Source organism: Rhodobacter aestuarii (assembly GCF_900156655.1).
GTDB classification, from domain to species: Bacteria; Pseudomonadota; Alphaproteobacteria; order Rhodobacterales; family Rhodobacteraceae; genus Rhodobacter; species Rhodobacter aestuarii.
In genome coordinates this window covers 41,480-67,433 of sequence record NZ_FTOG01000012.1, presented here as the reverse complement: position 1 = coordinate 67,433, position 25,954 = coordinate 41,480, and the positions used below count along the sequence as shown (strand labels likewise).

The window sequence follows — 25,954 nt, the reverse complement described above, 5'->3', positions numbered from 1 at the left end:
AATGAGCGGACCAATGGTCTATGAGCTGCTGTTTCGAGGCGATGCCTCCAGTGCCAAGGCGGCCGCCGCCGAGGTACAGGCCGCCACCGGTAAGCTGAAGGCCGACACCCAAGCCGCCACCAGCGCCATCGCAAGCGACACCACCGCCACCTTAAAAAACACCGATGCGAAACGCGCGGCCGCCCGCGCCGCGAAAGAGGTAGCCGAGGCCGAAGCTGCAGCGCGTGCTGCCTATGAACAATCGCAATATGGCTGGCCGGTCGGACCAACACCGCTGCAATATCAAACTCCGCCGCGCCAAAACCCTGTGCCCGCGCCGGTCTCGTCGCCCCGTGCGCCATCAACTGGGGCGGCCTCGGCCTATGCCGCGAACCTCTCGTTCCAGCTCAATGACATCGCGATGATGACGATGGCGGGGCAAAACCCGATGATGCTGATGATGCAGCAAGGCACGCAGGTGACGCAGGTCTTCACCCAGATGCGGGCCTCTGGCATGGCAACGGGAACCGCCCTGCGCGGGGCCTTCATGGGCATGCTCAACCCGATGTCGCTTGCCACGATGGCGGTGATCGGTTTTGGCACGGCCGCTGTGCAATGGCTGCTTGACACGGGCGAGGAAGCCAAAACGCTCGATGAGGCTCTCGGAAATCTGGAAAGCTCCACCAGCGCTGTGAAGGCTGCGCTGAAAGAAGCAAAACGTGGCACGGCCGATCTGGCCGCAGATTTCGGCTCCGGCGCCCGTGCTGCGCGTGAACTGAACATCGCATTGCTCCAATTGGCTCAAATGGAGGCCGCGCAACGAGTGCGCACCTCAATCAAGTCTGTTGGCGAAGCGGTCGCCGATATGCATTCAGTTTTCAATTTTGGTGTTGTCGATTCCAGAACGCTCGAAAAGCAGTTCAACCTGACGGCGCGCGGCGCGCAAGAAGTCAGCGCTGCGATCCAGAAATTCGAGATGGCCGACACGTTCGAAAGCAAGGTTGAAGCGGCAAAGGGCATCGCCGAAGCGATGGCAAATGCCGAATACAACTCTGATGGTGCAAATGAAGCTGCGACGAAATTTGGCACATCTGTCGGAACAGCATCCATCCATGCACGCATACTGGAGGGAACGACAGAACAAATCGACGCTCTCACCAAGGAAATCGCGAAATCCGGCATCGACGTACCCTTTGAGACGGCGGCGGAAAAGGGCCAGAAGCTCGCCGATCTGCTCGATGACGTAATGAAGACGCTGGAAAAGACCCGCGCGCCTTTCGACCTTGAAGACGATCTCGAAATGACGCGGCGGATTGGAGAAGCCACGCTGCAATATGGTGCCGATAGCCTTGAGGTGAAACGGCTCCAGATCGAGGCAGAGCGTCAGAATTTCGAAGCACAACTGCGCACGCTCGACACCACCGAAGAGCACAAGAAAAAGCTGCTCGAGCTTTGGGACGCGGCCAAGGGGTTGCAGAGCGTTGATCCCTTTGGGGCGCTCGCCGCTGGCAAAGACTATCTGCGCACGCAAACCGAGTCGCTTGCTAAAACGCAGCTTGAACTGGGCTTGATCGGCCAAACCGAGGCGACGCGTCGGCGCATTTTGGCACTTTATGAGGCCGAGCAGCAGATCCGCGACATGCATCTGGACCCATCCAGCACCATGGCGGCGGACATTCGCGCCACCGCGACAGCCGCCGCTGAGGCCGAGGCACAGCTGGATCGGGTGCGCAGCGCTTGGGAAACCGTGCAAGGCGCGGGCGAGGATGCGATCGACGGCATCATTGATGCGCTCAAGCAAGGCGATATCGGCGGGGCTTTTGAGGCCATGGCGACGGAGATCGAGGGCATGTTCACCGAGCTTGCCCTCACCAACCCGCTCAAGAACGCACTGTTTGGCACCGATTACGCGACGATGGCCGATGTTGGGGGCTTGGGCGGGATCTGGGACCGGCTGACCGGCAAGGCGGGACCGCTCGAAGTGACGGGCGTCAGCTCGCAATCGGTGGGCGCAATGACGGTCACCGCCGCGCAGGTGATCATTAACGGCGGCCTTGGTCTTGGTGCGGCAAGCCTATCTGGTGTGCCGACGGGCGGGCTGGCTGGGTCCGCCGATGTGCAATCGCAGGTCTGGCAGTTCTTTGCGAACAAAGGGCTACAGCCTCACCAGATCGCCGGGATCATGGGCAATGTCAGCCGCGAAAGCTCCTTTGATCCGACGAATGTTGGGGACTTTGGGCAGGCTTTTGGGCTTTTCCAGCACAATGACCGCAAGGGGGCGCTTTTCGACTTCATCGGCGGCAAGGGCAATCTTGGTAACGTCAATGCTCAGCTCGAATTCGCTTGGCATGAGCTGATGACCTCGGAAGCGGCGGCGATGAAGCGGCTCTTGGCATCGACGAATGTGCGCGATGCGACCGCCGCTTTCGCGGGCTTTGAGCGCCCCAAAGGCTATACGCTCGCCAATCCGGCTGGGGCTGATGGCTGGTCGCAACGGCTCGGGGCCGCTGAGGCCGCGATGGCGAAGTTTGGGGCCACTGCGACCACGACCACCGATCAACTCGGCACGATGGGCAACGGGTTCAATTCGTTCGGCGCGGCGCTGAATAACCTGTTCCAAGGCGATGGCGCAGGCGGCAGCGCGGGCGGTTTCTTTGGCAATCTGATCGGCGGCTTGCTCGGCCTTCCGGGCTTTGCGGCGGGTGGGGATCACGCTGGCGGCTGGCGGATCGTGGGTGAGAACGGCCCCGAGATCGAAGCGACGGGCGCGGCGCGGATCTTCAATGCATCGGAAACGCGCTCGATCTTGTCGAGCCCGCCGCCCGCCGCCAATGCGGCCAGCACACCCCCGATCGCGGCCGCACCCGCGCCTGCGACGATCAACATTCACAACTACACCTCCGAACCCATTCAGCAGGCCACCAGCCAAGGGCCGGATGGCGAAAGCATGGTTGAACTGATCGTTGGGCGTCAACTGGCACAGGGCAAACACGACAAGCGCTTGCGGTCGCGCTATGCCCTCAAACCAGAGGTGGTCAAACGATGAGCCTGATGATCGTATGGCCGAAGGGCTTTCTGCAAACACCGAAAAAGCAAAGCTGGACCGGCTCCCCGTTTGAGACCCGTGCGATTTTCTCGCCAGAGGTCGGCGCGCCACTCTACCGGGCTCGCACCACGGCCGAGGCTTGGACCTTCCGAGGCATTTTCCCCTTGGCGGATGAAGCGGAACGGGCGGCCTTCTGGGCGTTTTGGGCAGAGACGTATCGCGGCGTATTAGATTTCCTGTGGCGCGATCCGGCCGATGGCAAGGTTCGTCGCTGGAAGTTCGCGGCGCAAGAACCGGTCAGCGAGACCAATATCACTGGGCTGCACTGGGATATTTCGGTGCAGGTGATCCGCCTGCCGTCAACGCCGTGGTGGGCTTGGCTGATGCCAGAAGGCCCCTTGGTTGCCCCGTTGGCAGCCTATGACATCGCGCGGGGGCTCTTTCACAATGGCACAGCGCAGATCGGCCAAACCGCCGCAATCGGCGATCCGCTTGCGCCCGGTCTGGCGATGGCGCACGGCCTTTGCGATGTGCGGATCGTGTTTGCGAATGGGACCGTCAGCACGCTTTTCGCGGTCGATCTCTCGGCTGGCTGGTGGCCCGAAGCGGCGAGCTACGCCGATATCTCTGGGATCGGGATCTTCGAAGCCGGGGCGCTTGGGGCTGCTCCGCCCCCCAGTTATGCCGTTTTAACAATCGGCGATGCCGTGGTCGTGAACGCCGCAGGTGCGGCATATGTCTTGGAGCAAGCCTGATGACGCAGCGCATCCTCCCGACGGGCACGCGCCAATCGCTTGAGGCGACAGAAAGCGTGCACACGATCCTCGCCTTCGTGACGATCGAGCATCCGAACCTGATCGAACCGATGCGCGTCGTCGCAGATTGTATGGACTACCTGCGCGATGGCTATCTTTGGCAGGGCCTTTTGTTTGGCTTCACGCTGCCCACAGACGGCGATGAAGCGCCCTCGTGCCGTCTGACCGTGCCCAACGTCGATCGCCGGATCGGCATGGCGCTGCGCCAATTGGCAGACCGTGCCACCGTCACCTTAGAAATCTGCTCTTCAGCAGATTTTGATCTTTCGCTCGATCCCAGAGAGCCGAAGGGCACCGTCATGCCCGTCATTGCCCCAACGAAATGGGATCTGGTCGATATCGATTGCAACGTCGCAGAGCTCACAGGTCGGCTGATGATCCGCGATTTCTCTCAAGAGCCGTTCCCGAGCGTTTTCGCGACGCAGGACCGTCTGCCGGGGCTTTTTCGATGACGCGGGTATGGTGGGAGCGTTATATCGGCCTGCCCTTCGGCGAGGGGCCGGGGGAGGTCACTTGCTGGGGGCTGGTGGTCGCGGTTTATGGCCGAGAACTTAGCATCGATCTGCCGCTTTATGGCGAAATCTCCGCGCATGACCTGATCCGGATCGCTCGCGCGATGGAAAAGGGCAAGGATGACGGCTGGCAGGCCGTCGAAAGCCCGCAAGCCTTTGATGTGGTGCTGATGCGCGCCCCGAACGGCGGCGCGGCGGTGGTGCATGTCGGCGTGATGATTGATGAGGCCCGCCTGCTGCATGTGGAAGAAGCGAGCCATGCGGTGATTGTGCCGATCTCGCATTGGAGTGTCGCGCGCCGAATCCTTGGCTATCGGAGACGGTCGCAATGCTGAAGCACGACCACATCCTCTGCGCCTATCGCAGCCCGTTTGGGATTACGCCGCAGGTTCATTGGGCGCGCCCTGGCATCACGCTTGATGAAGCGATCGACGGCTTCAAGCCCGCGCTCCCGCCCGAGTTCCGTCGCTACGGCGTGATTTGCCTCAACGGCCATCCGGTACCGCGCAAAAACTGGCATCGGGTTCGCCCCAAATCCCCGAGCCCAGGACGGCCGGTTGAACTTTCCTTCTCTTTGCCGCCGCGCGGCGGAGATGGCGGCGGCAAGAAAGTCTTTGCCTTCATCGCCTCGATTGCTCTTTCGCTCGCAACGGGCTGGGTGCTGGCGGGCAATATGGCCTCGAAATGGGGTTTGGCCGCCTTCAAAGCCGGGTCTGCAGCGGCCTTTGCGGCGGCGGCAGGCATTCAGGTCGTTGGGGCGCTTCTGATCACCGCGCTCTCTCCTTCCCCAAAGTCAGATAATCAAAGCGACCGCTGGCGCAATGAGGGCACGGCTTCTTTGCGGGGCAACGTCCTCGATCCTAACGGTGCGATCCCGCGCGTTCTGGGCGAGCGGAAGATCTTCCCACCGCTTGGCACTGAACCACTGACCTATTTCGACGGCGCAGACGAGATCGTCGAGGCCGCTTATGTGCTTGCCGGGCCTCATCGGCTCACCGATATCCGGATCGGGGCCGCAAGCGCCTATGACACGCCCGGCGTCGAGATTGAGACGCGTGAAGGCTGGCCCGGAGATCGGCCGCTGTGGCTCTTGCGGCGGCAAAGCCGCACAGAGGCCCCGCAGGCAGAACTGACGCCGCATCAGGTCGATAGTGAAGATGCGAGCCTGCTCGATCCGACGCTTGATCTATCGCTCACCGTGCCGCAGCCGCAGGTCTTGGCGACGTGGGATAAGCCAGATGAACACCAAGTGCAGATGATCTTTGCGCAGGGGCTCAACTTTGAAGGGGGCAGTACCAAGCTCCGCGTGCCCGTCCGGATCCGCATGCGCCAGCGTGGGACGACAGCGTGGCGTAATCTCCCCGAGCTGCATTTCCAGGGGGCATCGCTGCGCCAGATGCGCTCGACCATCCGGCTGGTTTGGACGGAAGAGGCCGCAACGCCCGCTGCCGCAACCTCAGAAGGCTGGGTCGAAGCGCGTCGAAACTGCCCCGATCAGGCGGTGTCCCCTGCTGAAGGGGGCTGGACTGCCGACGATGCCTTTGGTGCGGCGGGCGATGCTTGGATGGATGCGAGCAATCTTGGCACCACGGGAGTAACCGGCGTTACACTTGATCGCTACACGGCAACGATCCACCTTGACCCCGCGCTTTGGCCCCCAGGGCGGTGGGAGATCGAGATCACGCGCGGGGCGGTGTTCACGCAAGCGAGCTATTCCGCCGCAGCCTATACGGTCAACGGCTCGGTCTGGGCGCTCTTCGGCTATCGCGACCCGGCGACCCCGCGAATCGCCATGTCGCGCAACATGATCGCCGACGCGCTGATCTTGTTGCGTTCTGTATCGATTTGGAACGAGACGCCGATCGTTCCCGGCGATATGGCAATTGTGGCGATCCGCGCGCGCAACAAGCAGTTGGATCGCGTCTCGGTCGTCGCGGGCGGATGGGTACCAGATTGGGACGGCGAGGCATGGCGTGATTGGGCAGTCACCGACAACCCTGCACCGCATCTGCGCGACATCTATGCGGGCCGTCTCAACGCCGACGCCTTGCCCGCCGAACTGGTGGACACCGCTGGATTGGTCGCGTGGCGCGACGAATGCAGTGCAAAAGACTGGCGTGTCAACGCCGTGATCGAGGATCAAGGCGCGGCGGCAGCGGCAGCAATCGTGGCAAGTTGCGGTTACGGCCAGCCCTATGCCTCTGAGATTTGGGGCGTCGTCGTGGACCGCGACACCTCGGAGGAAGCGCCGGTACAGTTGTTTACGCCGCGCAACTCGGCCGAGTTTAGCTGGCGTCGGGCGATGCCGCGTTTGCCTGATGGGTTGCGGGTCAACTTCCGGGATGCCGCAATCGACTATGAGGCCCGGCAAATCACCGTTTTGCGCCCCGGTGGTTCGCCGCGCGGTGTGCTAGAGCAGGTCGATTACGAAGGCCTCGTAACCGAGGACGAGGTTCGCGCACGCGCGCGTTATGATCTGGCGCAACCACGGCACCGGGGCACTTATTACAGCCTGACCGCCCCGGCAGAGGCAATTGTTTGTCGGCGCGGCAGCTTGGTTGCGGTGCAACACGACCAGATCGAGCGCCACGGCGCGACCGCCCGCGTAGCCACGGTTTGGCTCAATACTGAGGGTCTGGTCGCGGCGCTGGATCTAGAGGCTGATGTGCCGCTTATATCTCGGCCCTCTTGGGCTGCGATTGCCGATCTGTCGACCGTCGGGGACGTGTCGTTAATCGGGGCGCTCTCGGCCGCGCTGGTCCGGCGCGCCGACGGTTCGAGCACAATCCACCCGCTGATTGGCGATGGCGATAGCGATAAAATCGTCTTCGCCACCCCGGCAAATCCTGACGGGATCAAAGAAGGGACGTTGGTTTCTGTCGGCCTGCACGGCCGGGAAACCCTGCGCTGCAAGGTCTTGGATATCGAGCCGCGCGACGATCTTCAGGCAACTCTGACATTGGTAGACGAGGCAAACGAGGTGCATCACGATGGCTGACCGCTCCCTTTATTCTCACCTCTCCGATCCCGCGCCGAGCGGACTGCAGTTCCTCGAGCAATATGGTGATCGGCTCGGGCAGCTTTTCGCGGCGGCGATCTGGCCCTTGTCCAATGTGGGCGGCACCGGTGATGCCGTGACCGCAACGCTCGATCCACCACTCACCGCAGGTTTGCTCGAGCATATGCGGTTCTCGATCGCGTGGGCGGCAACGAACACGGACAATATGACCTTGTCGATCGATGGCGGCACGCCGGTCCCGGTTCTGACTGCGGCGGGTTTCGCGATGGCAGGCGGTCAAGCGCAAGCCGGAGCGCGGGTGATATTGGAATATGTTGGCGGGGCCTTCGTCATTGTCAGCGGCGGCGGCAGTGGTAGCAGCGCTGCCGATCCTTACTACATCGCGATCACAGCCAGCACGACTTGGGTGAAGCCGTCAGGTTTTGCGGACAACACGCCTGTTCTGATTGAGGCTTGGGGCGCAGGCGGATCCGGTGGTCGCTACAATGGGCTTAGCGTTCCCGGAGGTGGTGGTGGCGGTGGAGGCTATGTTGCGCGCCGCCTGCTCTATGCGGACCTGCCCCCCTCGATCTCGATCATCATTGGCGCCGGTGGTGCCTCTATCACTGGCGGAGACACGGGCAATGTTGGTGGCAGCACCACGGTCGGCACGCTTCTGACGGCTTGGGGTGGCGGTCGAGGCGCTTCCTCAGGAGGAGGTGGTGGTGGCGGCGAAACCGCAGCGGGCAATGGATCCGTTGGTGGCGCACCGGGCGGTGGTGCGGGCGGCGCAACCGCCGCTGGAGATGCTGCGCGGACGATTTGGGGCGGTGGCGGCGGGGGACAAGGCACCAATGCTAACCTTGTCGGCGGCGCGGCGGTCTTTGGTGGCGGCGGCGGCGGCACGGGCTTAGGCAGCTCGACTGGCGGCGCCGCTGGCGGCGTTTCTGTTTTCGGAGGTGCTGGTGGGCGGGGCTGTACCAGTTCTGGCGGCGCGGGGACGGCGGGATCCGCGCCGGGTGGCGGCGGTGGCGGTGCCCATACCGGAGCTTCAGGAGCTGGCGGCCGCGGCGAGGCTCGCATCTGGATCGGAGGTGTTTGATGAACCTAGCACAGATTGAGAGCGGCATCGTTGCCAACGTCATACAAGTCGATCCGACCGCTGTACCAAATTGGGCCGCAGATTGGCCGGAACTTCCTGACGGCGTCGGAATTGGCTGGGCTTGGGATGGCGCGGTTTGGGCGCCACCGCGCGGCCCGGCATCTGAACAGCTCTTGGCGGACGCCAAGGCGAAGGCGTGGCAAAAATTGTCCGAAGCTATTTGCGGGGCACGACTGGCTCTGATCACCGATCTGCCGGGCCAAGAGATGATCTACCTCGCAAAAGAGGCAGAGGCCCGCGCATGGATCACCGCCGAAGCCCCCGTGCTGGCGGATTACCCGCTCTTGGCCGCTGAGGTGGGCATCACGGCCCCAGACGCCGATGCGCTCGCCCAGATTTGGCTGAACCTCTCAAGCAACTGGCGCACCGCCGCTGCACAGTTGGAAGCTCGTCGAATGACCGTCTCCGCTGAGATTGAGGCGGCGGGGACGCTGGCAGACATCGCAGCCGCACTCAGCGCCCTGAATGGCTGACCTGAAACGGAGGATAAAATGGCCTACAACGCAACTAAAAACGTTCCTAAGCACACCATGACGCCGCTGAGCAGTGGCCCTGTCACGGCACTGCGCGCGCAACTCACCAGCGGCGCTGAACTGGAACTGCTCGTCACCACGATCGCCACGGCCCCGGCCGACCGGAGCGGCGCGGTGACGCTCTACCCGCATGTGATCTTGCCGCTTGATACGCCGCTGTCGGCGCTGTGGGCTGAGGCGAGCTCTGGCGTCTATGTGTGGGGCTACAGCCTCGTCGACTGCATCGTGAGCGTGAACCATGCGTGATCTGTTCATCGGGGGGGCGCCAGGATCGCCCTTCGTGCTGGGGCGCGCCCGATATCGCGTCCTCATGATCGGGGGCGCAGTGGTCACCGATGCGCAGGGCCGCGCTTATCTTGTCCGTGTAGGGAGTATCTAAATGACTATTACGGGATTTCCGATTGAGACGGTATCGGGCGATGGGCTCGTTGCGGATCTCAAAGCAACGCGCGGCCCGCAGGGCACCGCGATCATCAAAAACAAATGGGTTGCAACGGGGATGGTGCTGAGCAAATCAGCTACATCCCGGACGTTGCACCTATCCCAATCTGGCACCGTTGGTACGGGCATCAGCCGCGCCAAAATCGACGGTATCGTCGTGGCTCTGCCAGATGTGGCAGATCAGGTTGCCGTGCCGACGAACTTCACAGGCGCGGCGATCATTTACACCGTCTATTTGGTGGCGTCCGGTGGGGCCTATGCCGTGCAGATCGGCGAGACCGTGCCTGACGCAGCGCTCGCGCTCTATACGGTCACAGTCCCTGCGGGTGACGCGGGCACCAGCCTCGCGGCGGTGACGCTTGCAGATGTGCGGACAATCCAACCTGCGCGCGGGTGGGTGACATCGGTCACGCCATTCGTATCGGTCGCGCTGGCGGCGGATTTGCCCTCCACCAACTACGCGGTGGCGGTTGACGTGCTGAGCGCGACAGACCTTGCCGCTGTTGGGGCTGTCACGGTCTACGACAAAGCTGTCAACGGCTTCAAAATCAAAATGTCTGGCAGCGCCGATAACGTCAGTGTGCGCTGGACCGTCCTTAAAGCACCGGAGTAAGTGGCATGAATATCACCAAAATGACCAATGGCCCGGTCATCGACTGGGCGCTAGATGGCGCCGCGCTGACCTTTGCTGGGGCGCTGACCGTGGACCTCGAGGCGGAGGCGCGCGACGTGGGGCGCGCAATCACAGTTTTTGTGGATGCCGCAGGCATGCCCTCATTTGAGGGTGAGAAATATGCTGCCGTGATCGTCGTCCCGCCGCGCCAATACACCGAGTCGGAGGTCGATGAAGAAGCGGTCATCGTGCCGCTGGCGATCAATTTGGACGCGGTGCAACTGCAACTGTGGGCGCTGCCCACCAGCGAGGGCTAAGCCATGTCGATTATTATTTCCGCGCCGGACGCGCTGCGCCAATCTGTCGAGGCTGCCTCTGGTGGTCAAAATACGGTCCTCTATGACGTAGCGGGCTATCCCTCTGTCATGTGCGTGGTGCCGCGCTTCAATATCGAGGATATCGATCCGGCGCTTGGTTCTGGCGCCCATCCGGCCTTTATCGTCAATGGTGTGGCGCGCAGTGAGATTTTCGTCGGAAAGTATCTGGCCTCGGTCCATGATAACCACGCCCTGTCCCTGCCGGGCCAAGACCCTGCGGCCTCTATCAATTTCGACACTGCCGATGCCCGCTGCAGCATCAAGGGGCCGGGATGGCACATGATGACCAATGCCGAATGGTCTGCGGTTGCGCTGTGGTCGTGGAAAAACGGCACCATGCCGCGCGGCAATACGTATTTTGGGCGCGATTATGACCAGAAATACGAAACTGGTCGGCGGCAAGACGGTGCCGCGCCCGGCGATGCGACCGGCAGTGCGCGCACTCTGACTGGCTCCGGCCCTGTGAGTTGGTTGCATGATGGCAGCCCGGCAGGCATCGCTGACCTGACCGGCAACGTGTGGGAATGGCAGCGCGGCCTGCGCCTCGTGGATGGGGAAATCCAGATCATCCCTGACAATGATGCAGCGGCCACAAACGCCGACCACAGCGCCACCAGCGCGCTCTGGCGGGCCATTTTGCAGGATGGGACGCTCGTCGCTCCCGGCACGGCCGATACGTTAAAATGGGATGCCACTGGCGCAACTGGGACGGGCAGCCCTCAGCTTGCCACCGCAGTAACAAGCCAGTCAGACGGAAGCACTTATATGTTCGCGATGTATAAAGATCTCGGTGCGGCATCTGGCGTCACGGCTCCTAACCTGCTGAAACTTCTGGGGGCCTTCCCGCATGACACCACAATAGAGCGAGGCCGCGTCTATGTTCGCAATATCGGAGAGCGTCTGCCGCTCCGTGGGGGCAACTGGGGCAACGGCGGCGATGCCGGCGTCTTCGCCCTCAGCCTGAGCGGCCCGCGTTCGCGCGTGGACGCGGGTATCGGCTTCCGGCCCGCTTTCGTGATCTGACATCTGATCACCTGATTTCTGCCGGGGTGGGCGATAGCCCGCCCCTTGACCTTGAACCAACGAAGGAGGCTGCGGTGGAAGACCTTAAGATCCGCCGTAAATGCGAGGACATGATCGCATATGGCTATATTGTGTTGCGGCAATTTCCCAAGGCTGAGCGCCACGTGCTCAGCCAAGAAATCCGCAACACGATGTGGAGCCTGCTTCGTTTGATCATCATCTGCAATAAGCGGTACTTCAAGAAGACCACGATGCAAGATCTGGATGCGGAGCTCGACTTGCTGCGCAGTCAGGTCAGGATGGCCCAGAAGCTCGGATACCTCTCCTTTAAAAGCTACGAAGTCTGGAGCCGCCATCTTGATGAGATCGGCCGCATGATCGGCGGCTGGTTCAAGAGCTTGCAGGAAAGGGGCGCGGGTAATGTGGCTTGAGCGTCTGCCGATCCGTGGGGGCAACTGGAACAACGGCGGCAATGCCGGCGTCTTCGCCCTCAACCTGAACAACCCGCGTTCGAACGTGAACGCGAGTATCGGCTTCCGGCCCGCTCTCGGGGATTGCCAGAAGTCGCAGCCTCAAGGGGCTGCCTCCAGCGCACCTTCGAAAGGACCCGCGCTCCTCGGCCAAGCGCCGAAAAACGTGAACAGGCCGGAGCGGGACAGTATTCGCCTTATGGTGCTGACCCCTCGCTCCGGCCGCTCTCGCAATGGCGGCGACAATGGCTAAAACTTACAAGAACATATTTGAGCGCATGACAACATTTGAGGCTCTGCATCGCGCCTATGGCCGCGTCGTGAAGGGTCGTCGCCATCAGATGGATGTGATCCGCTTCGAGGCAAGCCTTGAAAGCAACCTGATCGAGATCCAGAACAGCCTGCTCTGGAAGAGCTACCAAACCGGGCCTTACCGCAACTTCAAGGTCTTCGAGCCGAAAGAGCGTGACATCGCTGCGCTGCCAATCAAAGATCGCATTGTGCAGCATGCGCTGGTCGAGGCGATTGACCCGATATGGGCTGCGCGCTTCATTTTTGACACCTATGCCTGTCGGCCGGGAAAGGGCACCCATGCGGGCGCCGATCGCGCCCAGGCGTTTCTGCGCGCAACCCTGCGCGAGCACGGGCAAGTGTTTGTCCTGAAGGCCGACATTGCCAAGTATTTCCCATCGATCTGCCATGACGTGCTGAAGCGGCTGATGCGCCGTCGCATTGCTTGCGATGACACTCTGTGGCTGATTGATAACATTATCGACAGTACGGCCGAGGCTGGCGACCCTTTGCCGCGCGGGATCCCGATCGGCAACCTGACCTCGCAACTCTTCGCGAATATCTATCTTCACGAGCTGGACGAGTTTGTGAAATTCGACCTCCGCGAAACGCAGTACCTGCGCTATATGGATGACTTCGCCATCGTTGGGCATGACAAGGCGCATCTCCATGTGGTGCGCCGTGATATTGAAGATTTCCTGCATGCCCGCCTGGGCCTGCGCTGTAATCACAAGACGCAGATATTTCCTGTTTCACTCAGCAACGGCCGTGCGCTCGATTTCCTCGGCTACCGTATCTGGCCGACGCACAGAAAGATCAGGAAGGACAGCGCAGGTCGGATGCGGCGCAAAATGAAGCGCATGGCGAGGCTCTATCACGAGGGCAAGATGACCTGGGATCAAGTCCATCAGGTCATCATGAGTTGGATCGGCCATGCCGGACATGCCAGCACCTACAAGCTGCGCACCCGCGTCCTGTGCGATGTGCCGTTCGTTCCGCCGCCGCTCGCTGTTTCGTATTCGGCGCCCGTGTCGACAGGGCCTGACGCAGGACCCGCAAAGGTATGCGGTGGGCGCATATGACGGTGGCGCGGGCGTGCCGGGTATTTTTGTCGTTTTGTGCCGTCCACGTGGTGCGTCCAGCACCCTATCTACCGTCAGGATCGCCCGCTGGGAAAAATTTCTCTGCCAAAGCTGGTGCGATTTACTGCCAAAGCTGGTCGCACGCTACAATCGGACAAACTGACAGAATAAAACCCTTTTAAACAAGGACATTCTGGATGTCATTCTATATCTTTGGATGGTAAAGTGGTGGCGAGGGGGGGACTCGAACCCCCGACCCCGTGATTATGAGTCACGTGCTCTAACCTGCTGAGCTACCTAGCCACTGGCGCGCTGACTAAGGGATGGCGCGCGGGGCGTCAAGGGCGAAATCTGCAAAAACTTGTTCGAGGGGCAAAGCCCGGGATGGTTCTGGAAATCGCGCCGCAAAACCACCCATGCGCGTTTGCATCCCCTGCCCCGGAGGATTGATTGCCGAAACCAAATGCGGCGTCAACAAACCGAGCGGACGCCCGCAGGGTGGAATTGCCCCCAAAAGCCCCCGCGCGGCATCCGAACCGGAAAGCGGGATCAATAAACGGTAACGGGCGTGCCCATCTCGACCGTGTCATAAAGCGCGATCACATGGTCATTCACCATGCGCAGGCACCCATTCGACACCGCATGCCCGATTGAGGAGGGTTCGGTCGTGCCATGGATGCGGATCGCCGTATCGCGCCCGTTTTGGTAAAGATAAAGCGCGCGGGCCCCAAGCGGGTTGCGCGGCCCACCGGGCATACCGGTTTCGGCATAGCGCGCGTAATGGCTGGGGGAGCGTTGCACCATTTCAGGCGTGGGTTTCCAGCTTGGCCATTCGACCTTGCGCCCCACCACCGCTTGGCCACGGAATTTCAACTCGGCCTTCCCCACCGCCACGCCGTAGCGCATCGCCTTGCCGGGCGCGGTGATGTGGTAAAGGAAGAATTTGTCGGAGACGACGATGATCGTCCCCACCGGGATCTCTGCCTTCACATCGACCGGGGTGGGGTAGAACTTCGGCGCAATCGGCCATTTCGGGGCTGCAGGCGCCACCTCCGGCGAGGCAGCAGGGGCCGCAACGGCAGGCAGACTGGAAGTTACCAGCGGCACCGTAGCGAGGCTGGCAAGAAAGGTGCGACGGTCCATGCGGGTCTCCGGGATCGTGGTCAAATCAGGCTAGCAAAGCGCCCTCTACCACTCAACGATAAAAGGAAAGATTCGGTTCCCGACTTTGGGTGGTGGGTCTTTCGCCCTGCCACCATGCAACAACGCACAAGAAGGTCGCGCCCCGAGCACAAGAAAAGCCCCTTGCCTGCCCCCTGCGCAGTGCTAGCTCTGAAGAGAAACAAGGCCCGATCAAATGCTTCTAGATATTGCCATTTTACTTCTCGCCGCCGCAGTGTTCGGGGGGATGTTTTTACCCAGCTTGCGCAATCGGCCCCGCTGGCGCGCGATGATCACTCCGCTGGCTTCCATTATCGGCTCGGGCTTTTTGGTACTGGGGCCAATTTTGCAAAGCCGCTTTGGCGTGCTGGCCCCTTTGGCGATGGCGGTGCTTTGTCTTGTCGCTTGGGCGTTTGGGGCTGCCATTCGCGTCACGATCGCGGCGGAATCCGAACAGGCGACCACGACAGTTGCCAGATTTCAGAGCCTTTCGCAGGCAATCCTTGCCTTTGCCTATGTGATTTCGGTCGCCTATTACCTCAACCTTTTCGGGGCTTTCGCGGTTGCGCTGACGCCTTGGAACAGCGAACTCGCCGCCAATCTGACGACGACGGCGATGCTCGCATTGATTGGGGTGGCCGGGTTTCGGGGCGGATTTCGCGCCTTGGAGCGGATGGAATATGGCTCGGTCTCGCTCAAACTGGCGATCATCGGCGGGCTGCTTGTGGGGCTCGCGGGGTATTTTGTGACGCGCGTCCATGCAGGGGCCTTGATCTTTAGCCCGCCCACGATTGGGGCTTGGGATGCGTTGCGCCTTGGCTTTGGCCTGATTGTCACGGTGCAAGGCTTTGAGACCGCGCGCTATTTGGGCAAAAGCTACGATGCCCCGACGCGGATCGCGGCGATGAAATGGGCGCAGATGCTCTCGAGCGCGATTTACATGGCCTATATCGGGCTGCTTGCGTTCCTCTTTGCCCCAACGAGCGAGATGTTGAGCGAAACCGCGATCATCGACATGATGCGCGTTGTCTCCCCGATCTTGCCGGCCATGCTGGTGGCCGCAGCGCTTGCAGCGCAACTTTCGGCCGCGGTGGCCGATACCTCTGGCGCGGGCGGGCTGACGGCGGAACTCAGCCGGGGCAAGTTGCCTCCGCAACCCGCCTATTTGGCACTGGTGGCGGCCGGCATTGTGCTGACGTGGAGCACCGATCTTTTTGCCATTATCTCTTATGCTTCGCGCGCCTTTGCGGCCTATTACGCGGTGCAATCGCTGCTGGCGGCCTTGCACAGCCACGGTCCGCGGCGGATGGGCTTTGCGGCATTGGCACTTTTGGGCGTGGCGATCACCGTTTTGGGCACCCCAGCTGAAGGCGGATAAGTGCCAGCTTAACCCGGCAAGACAAGGCAGGTTGCGCCAAGCCGGTGCAGCTTCGCGCCGGTGCCCATTTTGAAATGCATCAGACCGGCACCGGCTTCTGAGTTTACATCGCCCAAATCCAAAAGCCGCACACCGCGCGCTTTGAGCCGCAGCGCAAGGTGCCAAAGCAAAAGGTTATGGGCGCCAAGGGCACGCCCCTCTGCACCGCTCCAACCCAAGTGATAACTGGCAAGCGCGCCCGAAACGAGCGCCATCACCCCCGCGAGCCGCTGGCCTTGTGCGTCGCGCACCGAAAGTGTCAGCACGCCGTCGGGGACGGCCATCCCCCAAGCTGCAACAAAGCCGGGCGGCAGGGCACGATAGCCGCGGTCGTCCCTTTGGCGCGCCTCGGCCTTAATCAGCCAATCGGTCTCGGTTTCTTCGCACAGGCGCAGCTTTGCCTTTTCCGCCGCGACCAGCCGGTTGCGCCATTTGCCCTGCATCCCCGCGCGCAGTTCTGCTTGTGCGGGGTCAAGATCCCAATGCGCCTGATGACGAGAGGTAATAAGCGGCACAAGCCCAAAGCCTGAAACCGGCACCTCGGGCGTGGCAATTAACACCCCCGGAACCGCCCGCGCGAGCCGCCGCAGCGCCGCGCGCTGCAGATCCGGCGCAAGATCGGGCGCCAAAACCGGCCCGCGTGCGGCCAACCATAGCCCCGCGCGGCCAACCAACTGCGCCAAACCGATCCGTTGCGCCCCAAGCATAATCTCATAGCGGCGCAGCCCGCGCCCGCCACCCGCCGCAATTTCTCCGTAGCCAAAACGGTTTTGCAGCGCCGCTGCGGGGGCAAGCGCCTCCACGCCTGCCTCCCAAACGGGCGCTGCCCCAGAAAATTTGCGAAGCGCGATCTGTTCCATGGTTTCGTTAAACACCTGTTTACCTAAGCTTTGGTTAATGCCCGCAGGACGCACCTCAAGCGTTGATGAAGAAAGACCGCGAGCATTCGAATGACCAAGACCCGACCCGCCGCCGCCCGCAGACCGCGCCCTGCCCCGCCCGCCTCGGCCCCGCTTGACATCCCCGCCCCGCGCTACACACTTTGGGCCGCCCTGCTTTTGGCGATTTTGCTTTCTGGATTTTGGCTTGCGGCCGTGATCACATGGCAATTGATTGGCATCCTCGGGCTTGGCTGAAACCACTAGACACCGGCCCCGCACAGGCGCAGGAGGGGGAAAGACCTGCCGGAGCCCCTCGTGACCAAGCCCCCCTGCCCCGCCACACCAACGCCCACTCTTCCGACATCCGCTGCGCATCCGCCGATTGGCCGTGTGGCCCTTTGGATGCTCGGCGCGATTGGGGGCTTCACCACAATGGCCATGGCGGGCCGCGCCGCCGCCCCCTATCACGACACGTTCGAAATTATGCTTTGGCGCTCGGCCATTGGCATTTTCTTGGTCATGGCTGGCGCCGCACTGACCGGGCGGCTGGGCGACATTCGTGCCCGCAACCTGCGCCTGCATGGGGCGCGCAATATCAGCCATTTCATCGGGCAAAACCTGTGGTTTGCCGCGCTGCCGCTTATTCCGCTGGCACAGGTCTTTGCGCTTGAATTCTCCTATCCGCTGATCGTTGCGCTCGCCGCGCCGTTTGTTTTGGGCGAGGTGCTGACCGCGCGGCGCCTCTTTGCGGCGGCGCTTGGCTTTGCGGGGGTTTTGATCGTCGCGCAGCCATGGAGCGCGGGCACGGTGAACATTGGTACAGCCCTTGTTTTGGCGGCAGCCGTTGGCTTTGCTGGCTCGGCCCTTGCCACAAAAGAGCTCACCAAACGCGCACCCTTGGTAGAGATTTTGTTTTGGCTCACGGTGATGCAATTCGTCTTTGCGCTGATCTGTGCGCTTTGGGATGGGCAGCTGCGTTTACCCAATTGGCATTCGATCGGACCGTTGATTTTCATTGGTTTCGCGGGGCTTAGCGCGCATCTATGCCTAACCCGCGCACTGAGCCTTGCGCCCGCCTCTGTCGTGGCACCGTTTGACTTTGCGCGCCTGCCTGTTTCGGCTTTGGTGGGGGTTGCGATTTATGGCGAGCCACTCACCGCCGCGCTGGTGGTGGGGGCAGCACTGATCCTTTATGCGAACTGGATCAACATAAAATCTAAACCAAACCGTTGAGTTTACTTAATTTTCGTGTCCGTTCCGCCACAGCGCCCCCGCCGATTGTCACACAGACGTGACGTAAACGGAACGCAGAATTGATTCACCTGATCCGCATGCTCTAGGGTTTTGGGCAGGAGAGAGTGCAATAAACTCTGGGGATAGGAACACATGAAAAACATTCTGATGACGGCGAGCGCGCTGGCCCTTTGTGCCACCGCAGCCACCGCGGGCGGGATTGAACGGTCGAGCCAATCGGTCGGCATCCTGTTCGAAGAAGGCAATTACATTGAATTCAACGCAGGCCGTGCAAAGCCGAACGTTTCTGGCGTGCAAGAGGTAAACGCAGGCATAATGTCTTTGGCCGGGTCAAACTCGGGAGATATGGCCGAAAATTACAATACCTACAGCCTGAGCGCAAAATTCCGCATCAACGACAAGCTCGACTTCGCACTGGTCTTGGACGAACCGGTGGGTGCCGATGTTTATTATCCGATGGGCAGCAGTCTTGCTGGCTTTAACTACCTTTACGGGGGATCGACGGCAGACATCAATTCGCTCGCGACGACCGCGATGCTGCGTTACAAGTTGCCAAACAACTTCTCGGTGATTGGCGGCATCCGTCAGATCAGTACCTCGGGCACGGTGGCATTGTTTAACGGCTACCGCATGTCAACGGACACCCAAACAGACTACGGCTATTTGATTGGCGTAGCTTGGGAAAAACCGGAAATCGCAGCACGGGTCGCCTTGACCTATAACTCGGCAGTGACTCATCGCTTCAACGCCAATGAAGTATTCTTGGCGACCCCAGCTTTGAACGCGACGACCGTTTTTGAAACCGAAATCCCGCAATCCGTGAACCTTGAAGGACAAACCGGGATTGCCGCAAACACGCTGCTTTTCGGTTCGATCCGTTGGGTGGACTGGTCCGCTTTTGAAATCGCGCCGCAGCAGTATATGGCAGCTCAAGGCTTGGTGCCGGGGACGAACCCGGCCACCCACAGCGGTCTCGTGTCCTATGACGACGACAGTTTCACCTATACATTGGGAATTGGGCGGAAGTTTAACGAGACTTGGTCCGGCGCCGTTTTCGTCAGCCACGAGACGAGCAAAGGCGGCTATGCGGGGAACCTTGGACCGACCGACGGACAAACCGCCCTTGGGGTCGCGGCGACCTATACGCGTGACAACCTGAAGGTCACTGCTGGTGTTCGCTACGTAAAGATTGGTGGCGCCTCGACCGAGACGCCAGAGCAGGTGGTGATTGGCGGCGGTGGAAGCTGTAGCGCCGGTGGCGATTGCGGCACCTTTGCCTCCTTCGAAGACAACCATGCGGTCGCGTTCGGTCTCCGTGTTGGCTATCGCTTCTAAGCTCGAACACAGTCATTCAAAGGCCCCGCCAACGCGGGGCCTTTTGCTTTGTGCTTGGCACAAGTTCCGGGTGGCTGAATTTGCGTGGCTCGGCTAGCGTCGCGCCACCATGACTGCGCCCCGTCTTACCCCCTTCGTCTGGATGCTCCTTGGCGCGCTTGCGCTGATTTGGGGCACCTCTTTCTTGTCGAACCGCGCAGCCCTCGAGGGCGCGGGAGTGCTGACCGTTGTGAGCTTTCGCGTCAGCGGTGGGGCGCTTGCGCTTTGGCTTTATGTTGCGCTGCGCCGCCTGCCCCTGCCCGCCCATCGCGGCATTTGGGGGCGATTTTTGATCATGGGCGCGCTCAACAATGCCATTCCCTTTTCGCTGATCGTCTGGGGGCAGCAACATATTGAAAGCGGGCTTGCTGCGATTTTGAACGCGTCAACCGCGCTGTTTGGAGTGCTGGTCGCCAGCGCCGTCTTTGCCGATGAACGGCTGACGGTGCCGCGCCTTGCAGGTGTCGGGATTGGCTTTGCGGGCGTGGTGCTGGCAATCGGGCCAGAGGCGCTTTCCAGCTTCACCCTCACCTCGGCGGGGCAATGGGCGGTGGTGGGCGCCTCGCTGTCCTATGGGTTCGCGGGGGCCTATGCGCGCTTTGCGATCAAGGGGCTCGTGCCCGAGGTGGCGGCGGCTGGAATGCTGACGGGCGGTATGATCTGGCTGATCCCGGCGATGCTTCTGATCGAGGGCGTCCCAAGCTTTGACTATGCCACACCTGTTTGGGTGGGCATCGGCTGGCTGGCGCTTGGCTGTTCGGCGGTCGCCTATCTGATTTATTACCGCATTTTGGCGCTCGCCGGCGCAGGCAACCTGTCGCTTGTTACGCTGCTCATTCCGCCTGTCGCCATTTTGGCGGGCTGGGCGGTTTATGGCGAACGGCTTGGTCTGCTGGAGTTGGCGGGTTTCGCGGTTCTGGCGGCGGGGCTTTGGCTGCTCAACCGCGCGCCCAAAACCGCGTGACGCCGCCTGCCCGGCGCGTTAAACCTGCCCCGACACAACGCGAGACGAGGCGGGGATGATCTATAAAACGCGCGCGGACTGGCTTTCGGCAAACCGCAAACGGCTGCTGTTTTTCGGCATGTCGGGCTTGGGCAAAACGCACGTGTCCTCGATGCTGCGCGCGGCGCCCTCGGGCTGGTTTCACTACTCGGTCGATTACCGCATCGGCACGCGCTACATGGGCGAATATATCGCCGATAACTTCAAGCGCGAGGCGATGAAGAACCCGTTTCTGGCGGAACTGCTGCTGAGCGATTCCGTCTATATTGCCTCCAACATCACCTTCGACAATTTGGCCCCGCTTTCCACCTATCTGGGCAAGCCGGGCAGTCCGTCGAAGGGCGGTTTGGCGTTTGAAGAATATATGCGGCGGCAAAACCAGCACCGTCAGGCCGAACAATCCGCGCTGATGGACACGACCTATTTCATCCGCCGCTCGCAAGACATTTACGGCCTGCCGCATTTTGTGTGCGATTCCGGTGGCTCGATCTGCGAAGTGGTGGACCCCGAAGACCCGCAAGACGCGATCTTGAAAGAGCTTTCGTCGAACCTGTTGATGGTTTGGATCGAAGGCAGCGAGGAACACACCGACGAGCTCGTGCGCCGTTTCGACCGTGCGCCGAAGCCGATGTATTACCAGCCGCAATTCCTTGAAAAAGCGTGGCTCAAATACCGGGTGGAGCGGGGCTTAAAGGAAGAAGAGGTTAACCCCGATGACTTCATCCGCTGGACGTACCGCCAAGCTTTGGAGCATCGTCAACCCCGCTACGCGGCGATGGCGCGCAACTGGGGGGTGAAAGTGAAGGCTGCAGATGTCGCACTTGTGCGCGACGAGAAAGACCTTACATCCTTGATAGCCTCGGCCCTGCCAGCCTGACCGGCTCGCTTTGCGGCGCCGCGTAAGTACCTAAGTAACGGACCTAAAATGCCCATCACCTTGCCGGAGAACCTGCCCGCCTTCGATATTTTGTCGCGCGAAGGGGTAATGGTGATGACGCCGGAGCGCGCCGCAACGCAGGAAATCCGACCGTTGCGGATTGGGCTTTTGAACCTGATGCCGAAGAAGATCCAGACGGAGAACCAATTCGCCCGTCTGGTGGGCGCAACCCCCTTGCAGATCGACTTCCAGTTGATCCGCATGACCGAGCATCAAACCAAAAACACCGCCGCCGAGCATATGGAAACCTTCTACCGCCCCTTTGCCGAGGTCGAAGAAAGCGGTGAGAAATTCGACGGCCTCATTGTCACCGGCGCACCGATTGAGCATCTGGCCTTTGAAGAGGTCACCTATTGGGATGAGTTGCAGCGCGTCTTTGACTGGACCCAGACCCATGTGTTTTCGACTTTTGGCGTCTGCTGGGGCGGTATGGCGATGGCCTACCATTTTCACGGCGTGCAAAAGCATATGCTCGATGCGAAATCTTTTGGCTGCTTTCGCCAGCGCAACTTGGCGCCGACCTCACCCTTCCTACGCGGCTTTTCGGACGAGGTCTTGGTGCCGGTCAGCCGCTGGACCGAGATGCGGCAAGACGAGTTGGACGCGGCCGGGTTAAAAACGCTGATTGCCTCGCGGCGCACCGGCCCGTGCTTGGTGGAAGACGCCTGTCATAACGCGCTCTATGTCTTCAACCATTTCGAATATGACAGCACGACGCTGAAAGAAGAATACGATCGCGATGTGGCGGCGGGCAAAGAGATCAACGTGCCCGACAATTATTATCCCGAGGATGACCCGAGCCGGAAGCCGAAGAACCGCTGGCGCAGCCACGCGCATCTGCTTTACGGCAACTGGATCAACGCGATCTATCAAGACACGCCCTATGATCTTTCAAAGATCGGCAAGGGTGCCTGAGCCATTCGTTTTGCCTTTGGCTCGGGCAGGCCGTCCGGGTCTGGCGCGGCCCTTTGCGCAAGCTTCCAACAAGCCGTTCTGAGTAGATAAAAAACTGGCGGGCAAAGCACAGCCCTGCCCGCCAGTTTGGTCAGCTCGCTGCAACGCCATGCGTGCTCGGCGCATGGCCCATTTGCACGCTGGCGGCACCGGGCTGCGCCATGGTCAGTTGCACCGTATCAATCGCGATCATCTTCTCTTCATCGGTCGGCACAACCAAGGTGGCCGCCCGCGCGCTGATGGCGCTGATATTGGGGTGCCCCTTGCGCGCAATCTCATTGGCGCGCGGGTCGATCTCGACGCCTAGGAAGCCAAGCCCCTCGCAAACCTTCGCGCGGATCTCGGCGCTGTTTTCACCAATACCCGCGGTGAAGACGAGCGCATCCAAGCCCCCCATCGCCGCCGCATAGGCGCCAATGGTTTTGCGGATATGATAGACAAAGACATCCACCGCCAACTGGCACCGCGCATTGCCTTTGGCGGCCGCTTCGCTCACTTCGCGCATGTCGTTTGAAAGGCCCGAAAGCCCCAAAAGCCCGCTTTTCTTGTAGCAAATCTCTTCCACTTCTTCGAGGCTCATGCCCCGGTCTTTGACAAGGTGGAAAATGATCGCCGGGTCAAAATCGCCCGCCCGCGTGCCCATCGGAACGCCGCCAAAGGTGCCAAACCCAATCGACGTATCAATGGATTGGCCGCCTTTCACTGCATCCATCGTCACGCCATTGCCAAGGTGGCAAACCACCATCGACAGGCTCTCAATCGGACGGTTCAATAGATCAGCCGCGCGCTGGCTGACATAGCGGCACGAGGTGCCGTGGAAGCCGTAGCGGCGAATGCCGTGTTCTTGGGTCAGCTCATAGGGCAGCGCATACATATGCGCACGCGCCGGAATCGTTTGGTGGAAGGCCGTGTCAAACACCACCACATTGGGCGTGCCGGGGAACATCCGCTGCGCCTCTTCAATGCCGATGATATTGCACGGGTTGTGCAGCGGCGCATAAGACGCGCATTCATGCAGCGCTTTCATCACCGCATCATCCACCAACACCGAGCCAAAGAAGACCGAGCCCCCATGCACGGCGCGGTGCCCGATGGCGGTGATCGCGCGCGGGCATTCGATCACGTGATATTCGGGCGATTGCAGATATTCCATCATCAGCGCAAAGGCGGCGCGATGGTTTGGCACCGGGCAGCGGTGATGCTCGCCGCGATGGCCGACGAAATGGTCGATATAGCCTTCCGGTTCGCCGATTTTCGCAATCATCCCCGAAGCGACCACTTGCGCCAGATCAGGGGTATAGAGTTGGTATTTGAGGCTGGAACTGCCGCAATTGATAATCAAGATCATCGGGGTCGTCCTTGTGGGGTCAGGAATTAGGCAGCGCGACGGAAACCGCCGCGCCGCCGTGATCAAATGAAACGGCTCAGACCGGCAGCGGCACCAAAGCCCAGAAGCCCAAGAAGCTCAGCAGGTTGACCACAAAGGTCATCACCGCAATCGCGCAGGCCGGGGGGTCAACGTGAGTGTCGCCGTGGCACAGGAAGGCGCGGGCAAAGAATTCGCCCAGAAATGCGGAGAGTATACCGATCACCGCGCCCCAAACCACGCTGCCAGATGCCACACCGGCAAGCGCCGCCGGAAGCATGATGTGGTGCGAAACGGGGGTCAGCACGCCAAGGGTCAGGAACAGAAGGCTTGAAGCCGCGATGCCGAAGGCCAAAAGCGCACCGGGCACGCCATAGCTCACGCCAAGCCAGCCGCCCAGCAGCCCGCCGCCAAGGCCAATCACCGCGATCTGCGCAAAGCTCGATTGGAAGGCCAGCCATTTGGTGGCATCGGTCGGATGGAAGAAGCCCCGGCCCGGATCGGCCTTGCCGCAGAACCCGCAGGTGCCCCAAAGGAAGCGCGCAATGAAGGCAGAGATCACCACGCCCACCGCCGGAAGGTCGCTAAACGCCAGGCCCTCGCCAAAGCTCGGCACAAAGGTCAGCGCCCAGAAGATCAGATAGCCGACAACGCCGAAGATACCGCCCACCAGCAGCACATCGGGGCTGTTGAGGCCCATGCCCGCGGTCACGATGTTGCGCCCGCTATCAAGCTTGCCTTTCTTGGCGGCATAAGCGGCCGCGGCCACGCCCGCCGCAAAGCCACCGGTATGCGGGCCAAAGGCACCAAAGGGGATGCCAAAGAAATCCGTCGCTTCCGGCGCCACGGCGAGCTGGATCGCCACACCGATCATCGTCAAGAAGCCGACAAAGGTAAATGCCGGCAAAGCACCAATGGCGGCGCCGAATATACCGCCGCCAAAAGCGACGAGCAAACCAAGTAGTGACATTCTGGTCTCCTTGTATTTCCGGGCGGTCCTTGTTGGATTTTGTCCGGGTCATAGGGCTGTATTTATTTCAAGATGCCATTTGGCATTTGAAACGACAGTCTCCGAAATAAAGGCACGCCAAAATCGGCCCCGGAAAATTACATTTCCGAGTGAACAGCCCGACTTTATTTAAGACGTGATTTCCTCCGATCGCGGATATGCCGATCGGGCATCAAATTACGCGCGCGCCCGCCCATGGATCAAGATGAGCCCCTTGGCCAGTGCGGGTAGTTTCTTGCGACAGGATCACGAATCGTGTGCCCGACGCCCCTACCCCACGTAGAAAAATCCACACAACAAATTGATTACATTAGATTCTGACGCGGATCATGCGAGTCGCCCCACACTGCATTTTGCGCCCTTGCGCAACAGCTCCCACGCCCCACCGGGTCAGCCTTGCCATGCGCACCGGGGCAAGCTTGCGCTCCCCATGACAAGAAATTACCCGGCGCTGTCTTTTCTTGTTCTGCGCGGCACAAGGGTTTTCTTGACGCACGTCACAAAAGCAGGCGCTTCACACAAAAACACCAATGAACAAAGGGCTTGGCAAGTTATTCCCCTTCCATGTCAAGGCCGTCACGTTGCTGTTTAACACCCCCCGGCCTATTCCTTTTTCACGGCGCCGATGAACGGCACCGAAGGAACGGATCTTCATGAAACGCACTGTCGGACATAAAATCCTGATGATCGTCGGAGATTATACCGAAGATTATGAAGTGATGGTTCCGTTCCAAGCGCTCGAAATGCTCGGCTTCGCGGTGGATGTTGTCTGCCCGGGCAAACGCAAGGGCGAAACGATCCGCACCGCGATCCATGATTTCGAGGGCGATCAAACCTATTCGGAAAAACCCGGCCATCTGTTTCGGCTCACCGCCTCCTTCGCGACGGTCAGTCCGGAAGACTATGCCGGTCTCTATCTCGCCGGTGGCCGTGCCTGTGAATATCTGCGTCTCGACGCGCAGGTTCTGGCCATCGTGCGAACCTTCATGACGGAGAACCGGCCCGTGGCCGCGATCTGCCATGGCGCGCAGCTCCTGACCGCCGCTGACGTGGTGCGCGGACGTCGGTTGACGGCCTATCCGGCTGTCGAGCCCGAAGTGCGGGCGGCAGGAGCCACCTTCGTCGCAGTCGCGCCGGAGCAAACCGTGGTCGACGGGAACCTTGCAAGCGCACCGGCCTGGCCGGGGCATCAAACGCTGATGCGCGCTTTCGTGGGGCTCGTCGCTCCGACTCTTTTGACCTGACCGGCTTTCCGG

26 protein-coding genes and 1 tRNA gene are annotated in these 25,954 nt (G+C 61.0%); 22 read left to right on the top strand and 5 right to left on the bottom strand.

The genetic code is table 11. The features are described from left to right. The first annotated feature begins 1 nt into the window (after position 1). The 14 genes from BW967_RS15920 (at position 2) to BW967_RS15855 (ending at position 13,342) form a co-directional block, all read left to right on the top strand. On the top strand, positions 2-3,025 hold the full coding sequence (locus BW967_RS15920; RefSeq protein WP_076486088.1) for a phage tail tip lysozyme: 3,024 nt from the start codon (positions 2-4) through the stop codon (positions 3,023-3,025). Then, entirely contained in the window at positions 3,022-3,780 is a 759-nt protein-coding gene (locus tag BW967_RS15915; protein ID WP_076486087.1) for a hypothetical protein, read from the top strand. The genes BW967_RS15920 and BW967_RS15915 overlap by 4 nt, the downstream gene beginning before the upstream one ends. After that, a complete protein-coding gene (locus BW967_RS15910) occupies positions 3,780-4,292 on the top strand; it encodes a DUF1833 family protein (RefSeq protein WP_076486086.1) in 513 nt (170 codons plus the stop codon). Before BW967_RS15915 ends, BW967_RS15910 begins: the two co-directional genes overlap by 1 nt. Next, positions 4,289-4,687 carry an NlpC/P60 family protein gene (locus tag BW967_RS15905; RefSeq protein ID WP_076486085.1) on the top strand — a complete coding sequence of 133 codons (399 nt, stop codon included), beginning with the start codon at positions 4,289-4,291 and terminating at the stop codon, positions 4,685-4,687. The genes BW967_RS15910 and BW967_RS15905 overlap by 4 nt, the downstream gene beginning before the upstream one ends. Then, entirely contained in the window at positions 4,681-7,350 is a 2,670-nt protein-coding gene (locus tag BW967_RS15900) for a phage tail protein (RefSeq protein ID WP_076486084.1), read from the top strand. Before BW967_RS15905 ends, BW967_RS15900 begins: the two co-directional genes overlap by 7 nt. After that, positions 7,343-8,452: a hypothetical protein gene (locus BW967_RS18575; RefSeq protein WP_108188652.1), complete on the top strand. Its 1,110-nt coding sequence runs from the start codon at positions 7,343-7,345 to the stop codon at positions 8,450-8,452. Before BW967_RS15900 ends, BW967_RS18575 begins: the two co-directional genes overlap by 8 nt. Beyond that, a complete protein-coding gene (locus tag BW967_RS15890) occupies positions 8,452-8,985 on the top strand; it encodes a hypothetical protein (RefSeq protein ID WP_076486083.1) in 534 nt (177 codons plus the stop codon). The genes BW967_RS18575 and BW967_RS15890 overlap by 1 nt, the downstream gene beginning before the upstream one ends. Positions 8,986-9,003: 18 nt before the next feature. Next, a complete protein-coding gene (locus BW967_RS15885; protein ID WP_139327849.1) occupies positions 9,004-9,291 on the top strand; it encodes a hypothetical protein in 288 nt (95 codons plus the stop codon). A 133-nt stretch (positions 9,292-9,424) separates the two neighbouring features. Further along, positions 9,425-10,099, top strand: a complete 675-nt coding sequence (locus BW967_RS15880; protein ID WP_076486081.1) for a hypothetical protein — start codon at positions 9,425-9,427, stop codon at positions 10,097-10,099. 5 nt (positions 10,100-10,104) lie between these two features. Then, on the top strand, positions 10,105-10,416 hold the full coding sequence (locus BW967_RS15875) for a hypothetical protein (protein ID WP_076486080.1): 312 nt from the start codon (positions 10,105-10,107) through the stop codon (positions 10,414-10,416). A 3-nt stretch (positions 10,417-10,419) separates the two neighbouring features. Further along, on the top strand, positions 10,420-11,499 hold the full coding sequence (locus tag BW967_RS15870) for an SUMF1/EgtB/PvdO family nonheme iron enzyme (RefSeq protein WP_076486079.1): 1,080 nt from the start codon (positions 10,420-10,422) through the stop codon (positions 11,497-11,499). 74 nt (positions 11,500-11,573) lie between these two features. Beyond that, complete coding sequence (avd, locus tag BW967_RS15865) at positions 11,574-11,930, top strand: diversity-generating retroelement protein Avd (protein WP_076486078.1); 357 nt, start codon at positions 11,574-11,576, stop codon at positions 11,928-11,930. Further along, on the top strand, positions 11,920-12,222 hold the full coding sequence (locus BW967_RS15860) for a hypothetical protein (RefSeq protein WP_076486077.1): 303 nt from the start codon (positions 11,920-11,922) through the stop codon (positions 12,220-12,222). The genes avd and BW967_RS15860 overlap by 11 nt, the downstream gene beginning before the upstream one ends. Beyond that, positions 12,215-13,342 carry an RNA-directed DNA polymerase gene (locus BW967_RS15855; RefSeq protein WP_083952291.1) on the top strand — a complete coding sequence of 376 codons (1,128 nt, stop codon included), beginning with the start codon at positions 12,215-12,217 and terminating at the stop codon, positions 13,340-13,342. Before BW967_RS15860 ends, BW967_RS15855 begins: the two co-directional genes overlap by 8 nt. Before the next feature lie 226 nt (positions 13,343-13,568). Here BW967_RS15855 and BW967_RS15850 read toward each other — a convergent pair. Next, positions 13,569-13,645: transfer RNA gene (locus tag BW967_RS15850), tRNA-Met, on the bottom strand. A gap of 246 nt (positions 13,646-13,891) precedes the next feature. Further along, positions 13,892-14,485 carry a L,D-transpeptidase gene (locus tag BW967_RS15845; RefSeq protein ID WP_076486075.1) on the bottom strand — a complete coding sequence of 198 codons (594 nt, stop codon included), beginning with the start codon at positions 14,483-14,485 and terminating at the stop codon, positions 13,892-13,894. A gap of 307 nt (positions 14,486-14,792) precedes the next feature. Here BW967_RS15845 and BW967_RS15840 point away from each other — a divergent pair, with 307 nt between their 5' ends. Continuing rightward, complete coding sequence (locus BW967_RS15840; protein ID WP_245826577.1) at positions 14,793-15,881, top strand: hypothetical protein; 1,089 nt, start codon at positions 14,793-14,795, stop codon at positions 15,879-15,881. A gap of 8 nt (positions 15,882-15,889) precedes the next feature. On the opposite strand, the gene BW967_RS15835 is transcribed toward BW967_RS15840, so the two are convergent. Then, positions 15,890-16,795, bottom strand: coding sequence for a GNAT family N-acetyltransferase (locus BW967_RS15835; RefSeq protein ID WP_175610470.1), 906 nt, complete (start codon positions 16,793-16,795; stop codon positions 15,890-15,892). Positions 16,796-16,870: 75 nt separating this feature from the next. On the opposite strand from BW967_RS15835, the gene BW967_RS18765 reads away from it, so the two are divergent. From BW967_RS18765 to BW967_RS15805, 6 genes are all read left to right on the top strand, one after another. Continuing rightward, complete coding sequence (locus BW967_RS18765) at positions 16,871-17,056, top strand: hypothetical protein (RefSeq protein ID WP_076486072.1); 186 nt, start codon at positions 16,871-16,873, stop codon at positions 17,054-17,056. Positions 17,057-17,116: 60 nt separating this feature from the next. Next, positions 17,117-18,034 (top strand): DMT family transporter, encoded by a 918-nt coding sequence (locus BW967_RS15825; RefSeq protein ID WP_245826575.1) that lies wholly within the window; start codon positions 17,117-17,119, stop codon positions 18,032-18,034. Positions 18,035-18,187: 153 nt separating this feature from the next. Then, positions 18,188-19,390: an outer membrane protein transport protein gene (locus BW967_RS15820; RefSeq protein WP_076486071.1), complete on the top strand. Its 1,203-nt coding sequence runs from the start codon at positions 18,188-18,190 to the stop codon at positions 19,388-19,390. A 109-nt stretch (positions 19,391-19,499) separates the two neighbouring features. Continuing rightward, a complete protein-coding gene (locus BW967_RS15815) occupies positions 19,500-20,393 on the top strand; it encodes a DMT family transporter (RefSeq protein WP_076486070.1) in 894 nt (297 codons plus the stop codon). A 55-nt stretch (positions 20,394-20,448) separates the two neighbouring features. Continuing rightward, a complete protein-coding gene (locus BW967_RS15810) occupies positions 20,449-21,309 on the top strand; it encodes an ATPase (protein ID WP_076486069.1) in 861 nt (286 codons plus the stop codon). A 48-nt stretch (positions 21,310-21,357) separates the two neighbouring features. Continuing rightward, positions 21,358-22,284: a homoserine O-succinyltransferase gene (locus BW967_RS15805; protein ID WP_076486068.1), complete on the top strand. Its 927-nt coding sequence runs from the start codon at positions 21,358-21,360 to the stop codon at positions 22,282-22,284. A gap of 130 nt (positions 22,285-22,414) precedes the next feature. Here the strand turns inward: BW967_RS15805 and BW967_RS15800 are convergent, their stop codons facing one another. After that, positions 22,415-23,671 carry an acetate/propionate family kinase gene (locus tag BW967_RS15800; RefSeq protein WP_076486067.1) on the bottom strand — a complete coding sequence of 419 codons (1,257 nt, stop codon included), beginning with the start codon at positions 23,669-23,671 and terminating at the stop codon, positions 22,415-22,417. Positions 23,672-23,747: 76 nt separating this feature from the next. Continuing rightward, entirely contained in the window at positions 23,748-24,659 is a 912-nt protein-coding gene (locus BW967_RS15795; protein WP_076486066.1) for a DUF7973 family transport facilitator, read from the bottom strand. A gap of 692 nt (positions 24,660-25,351) precedes the next feature. Here BW967_RS15795 and BW967_RS15790 point away from each other — a divergent pair. Further along, positions 25,352-25,942, top strand: coding sequence for a DJ-1/PfpI family protein (locus BW967_RS15790; RefSeq protein ID WP_076486065.1), 591 nt, complete (start codon positions 25,352-25,354; stop codon positions 25,940-25,942). The last annotated feature ends 12 nt before the right edge of the window (positions 25,943-25,954 follow it).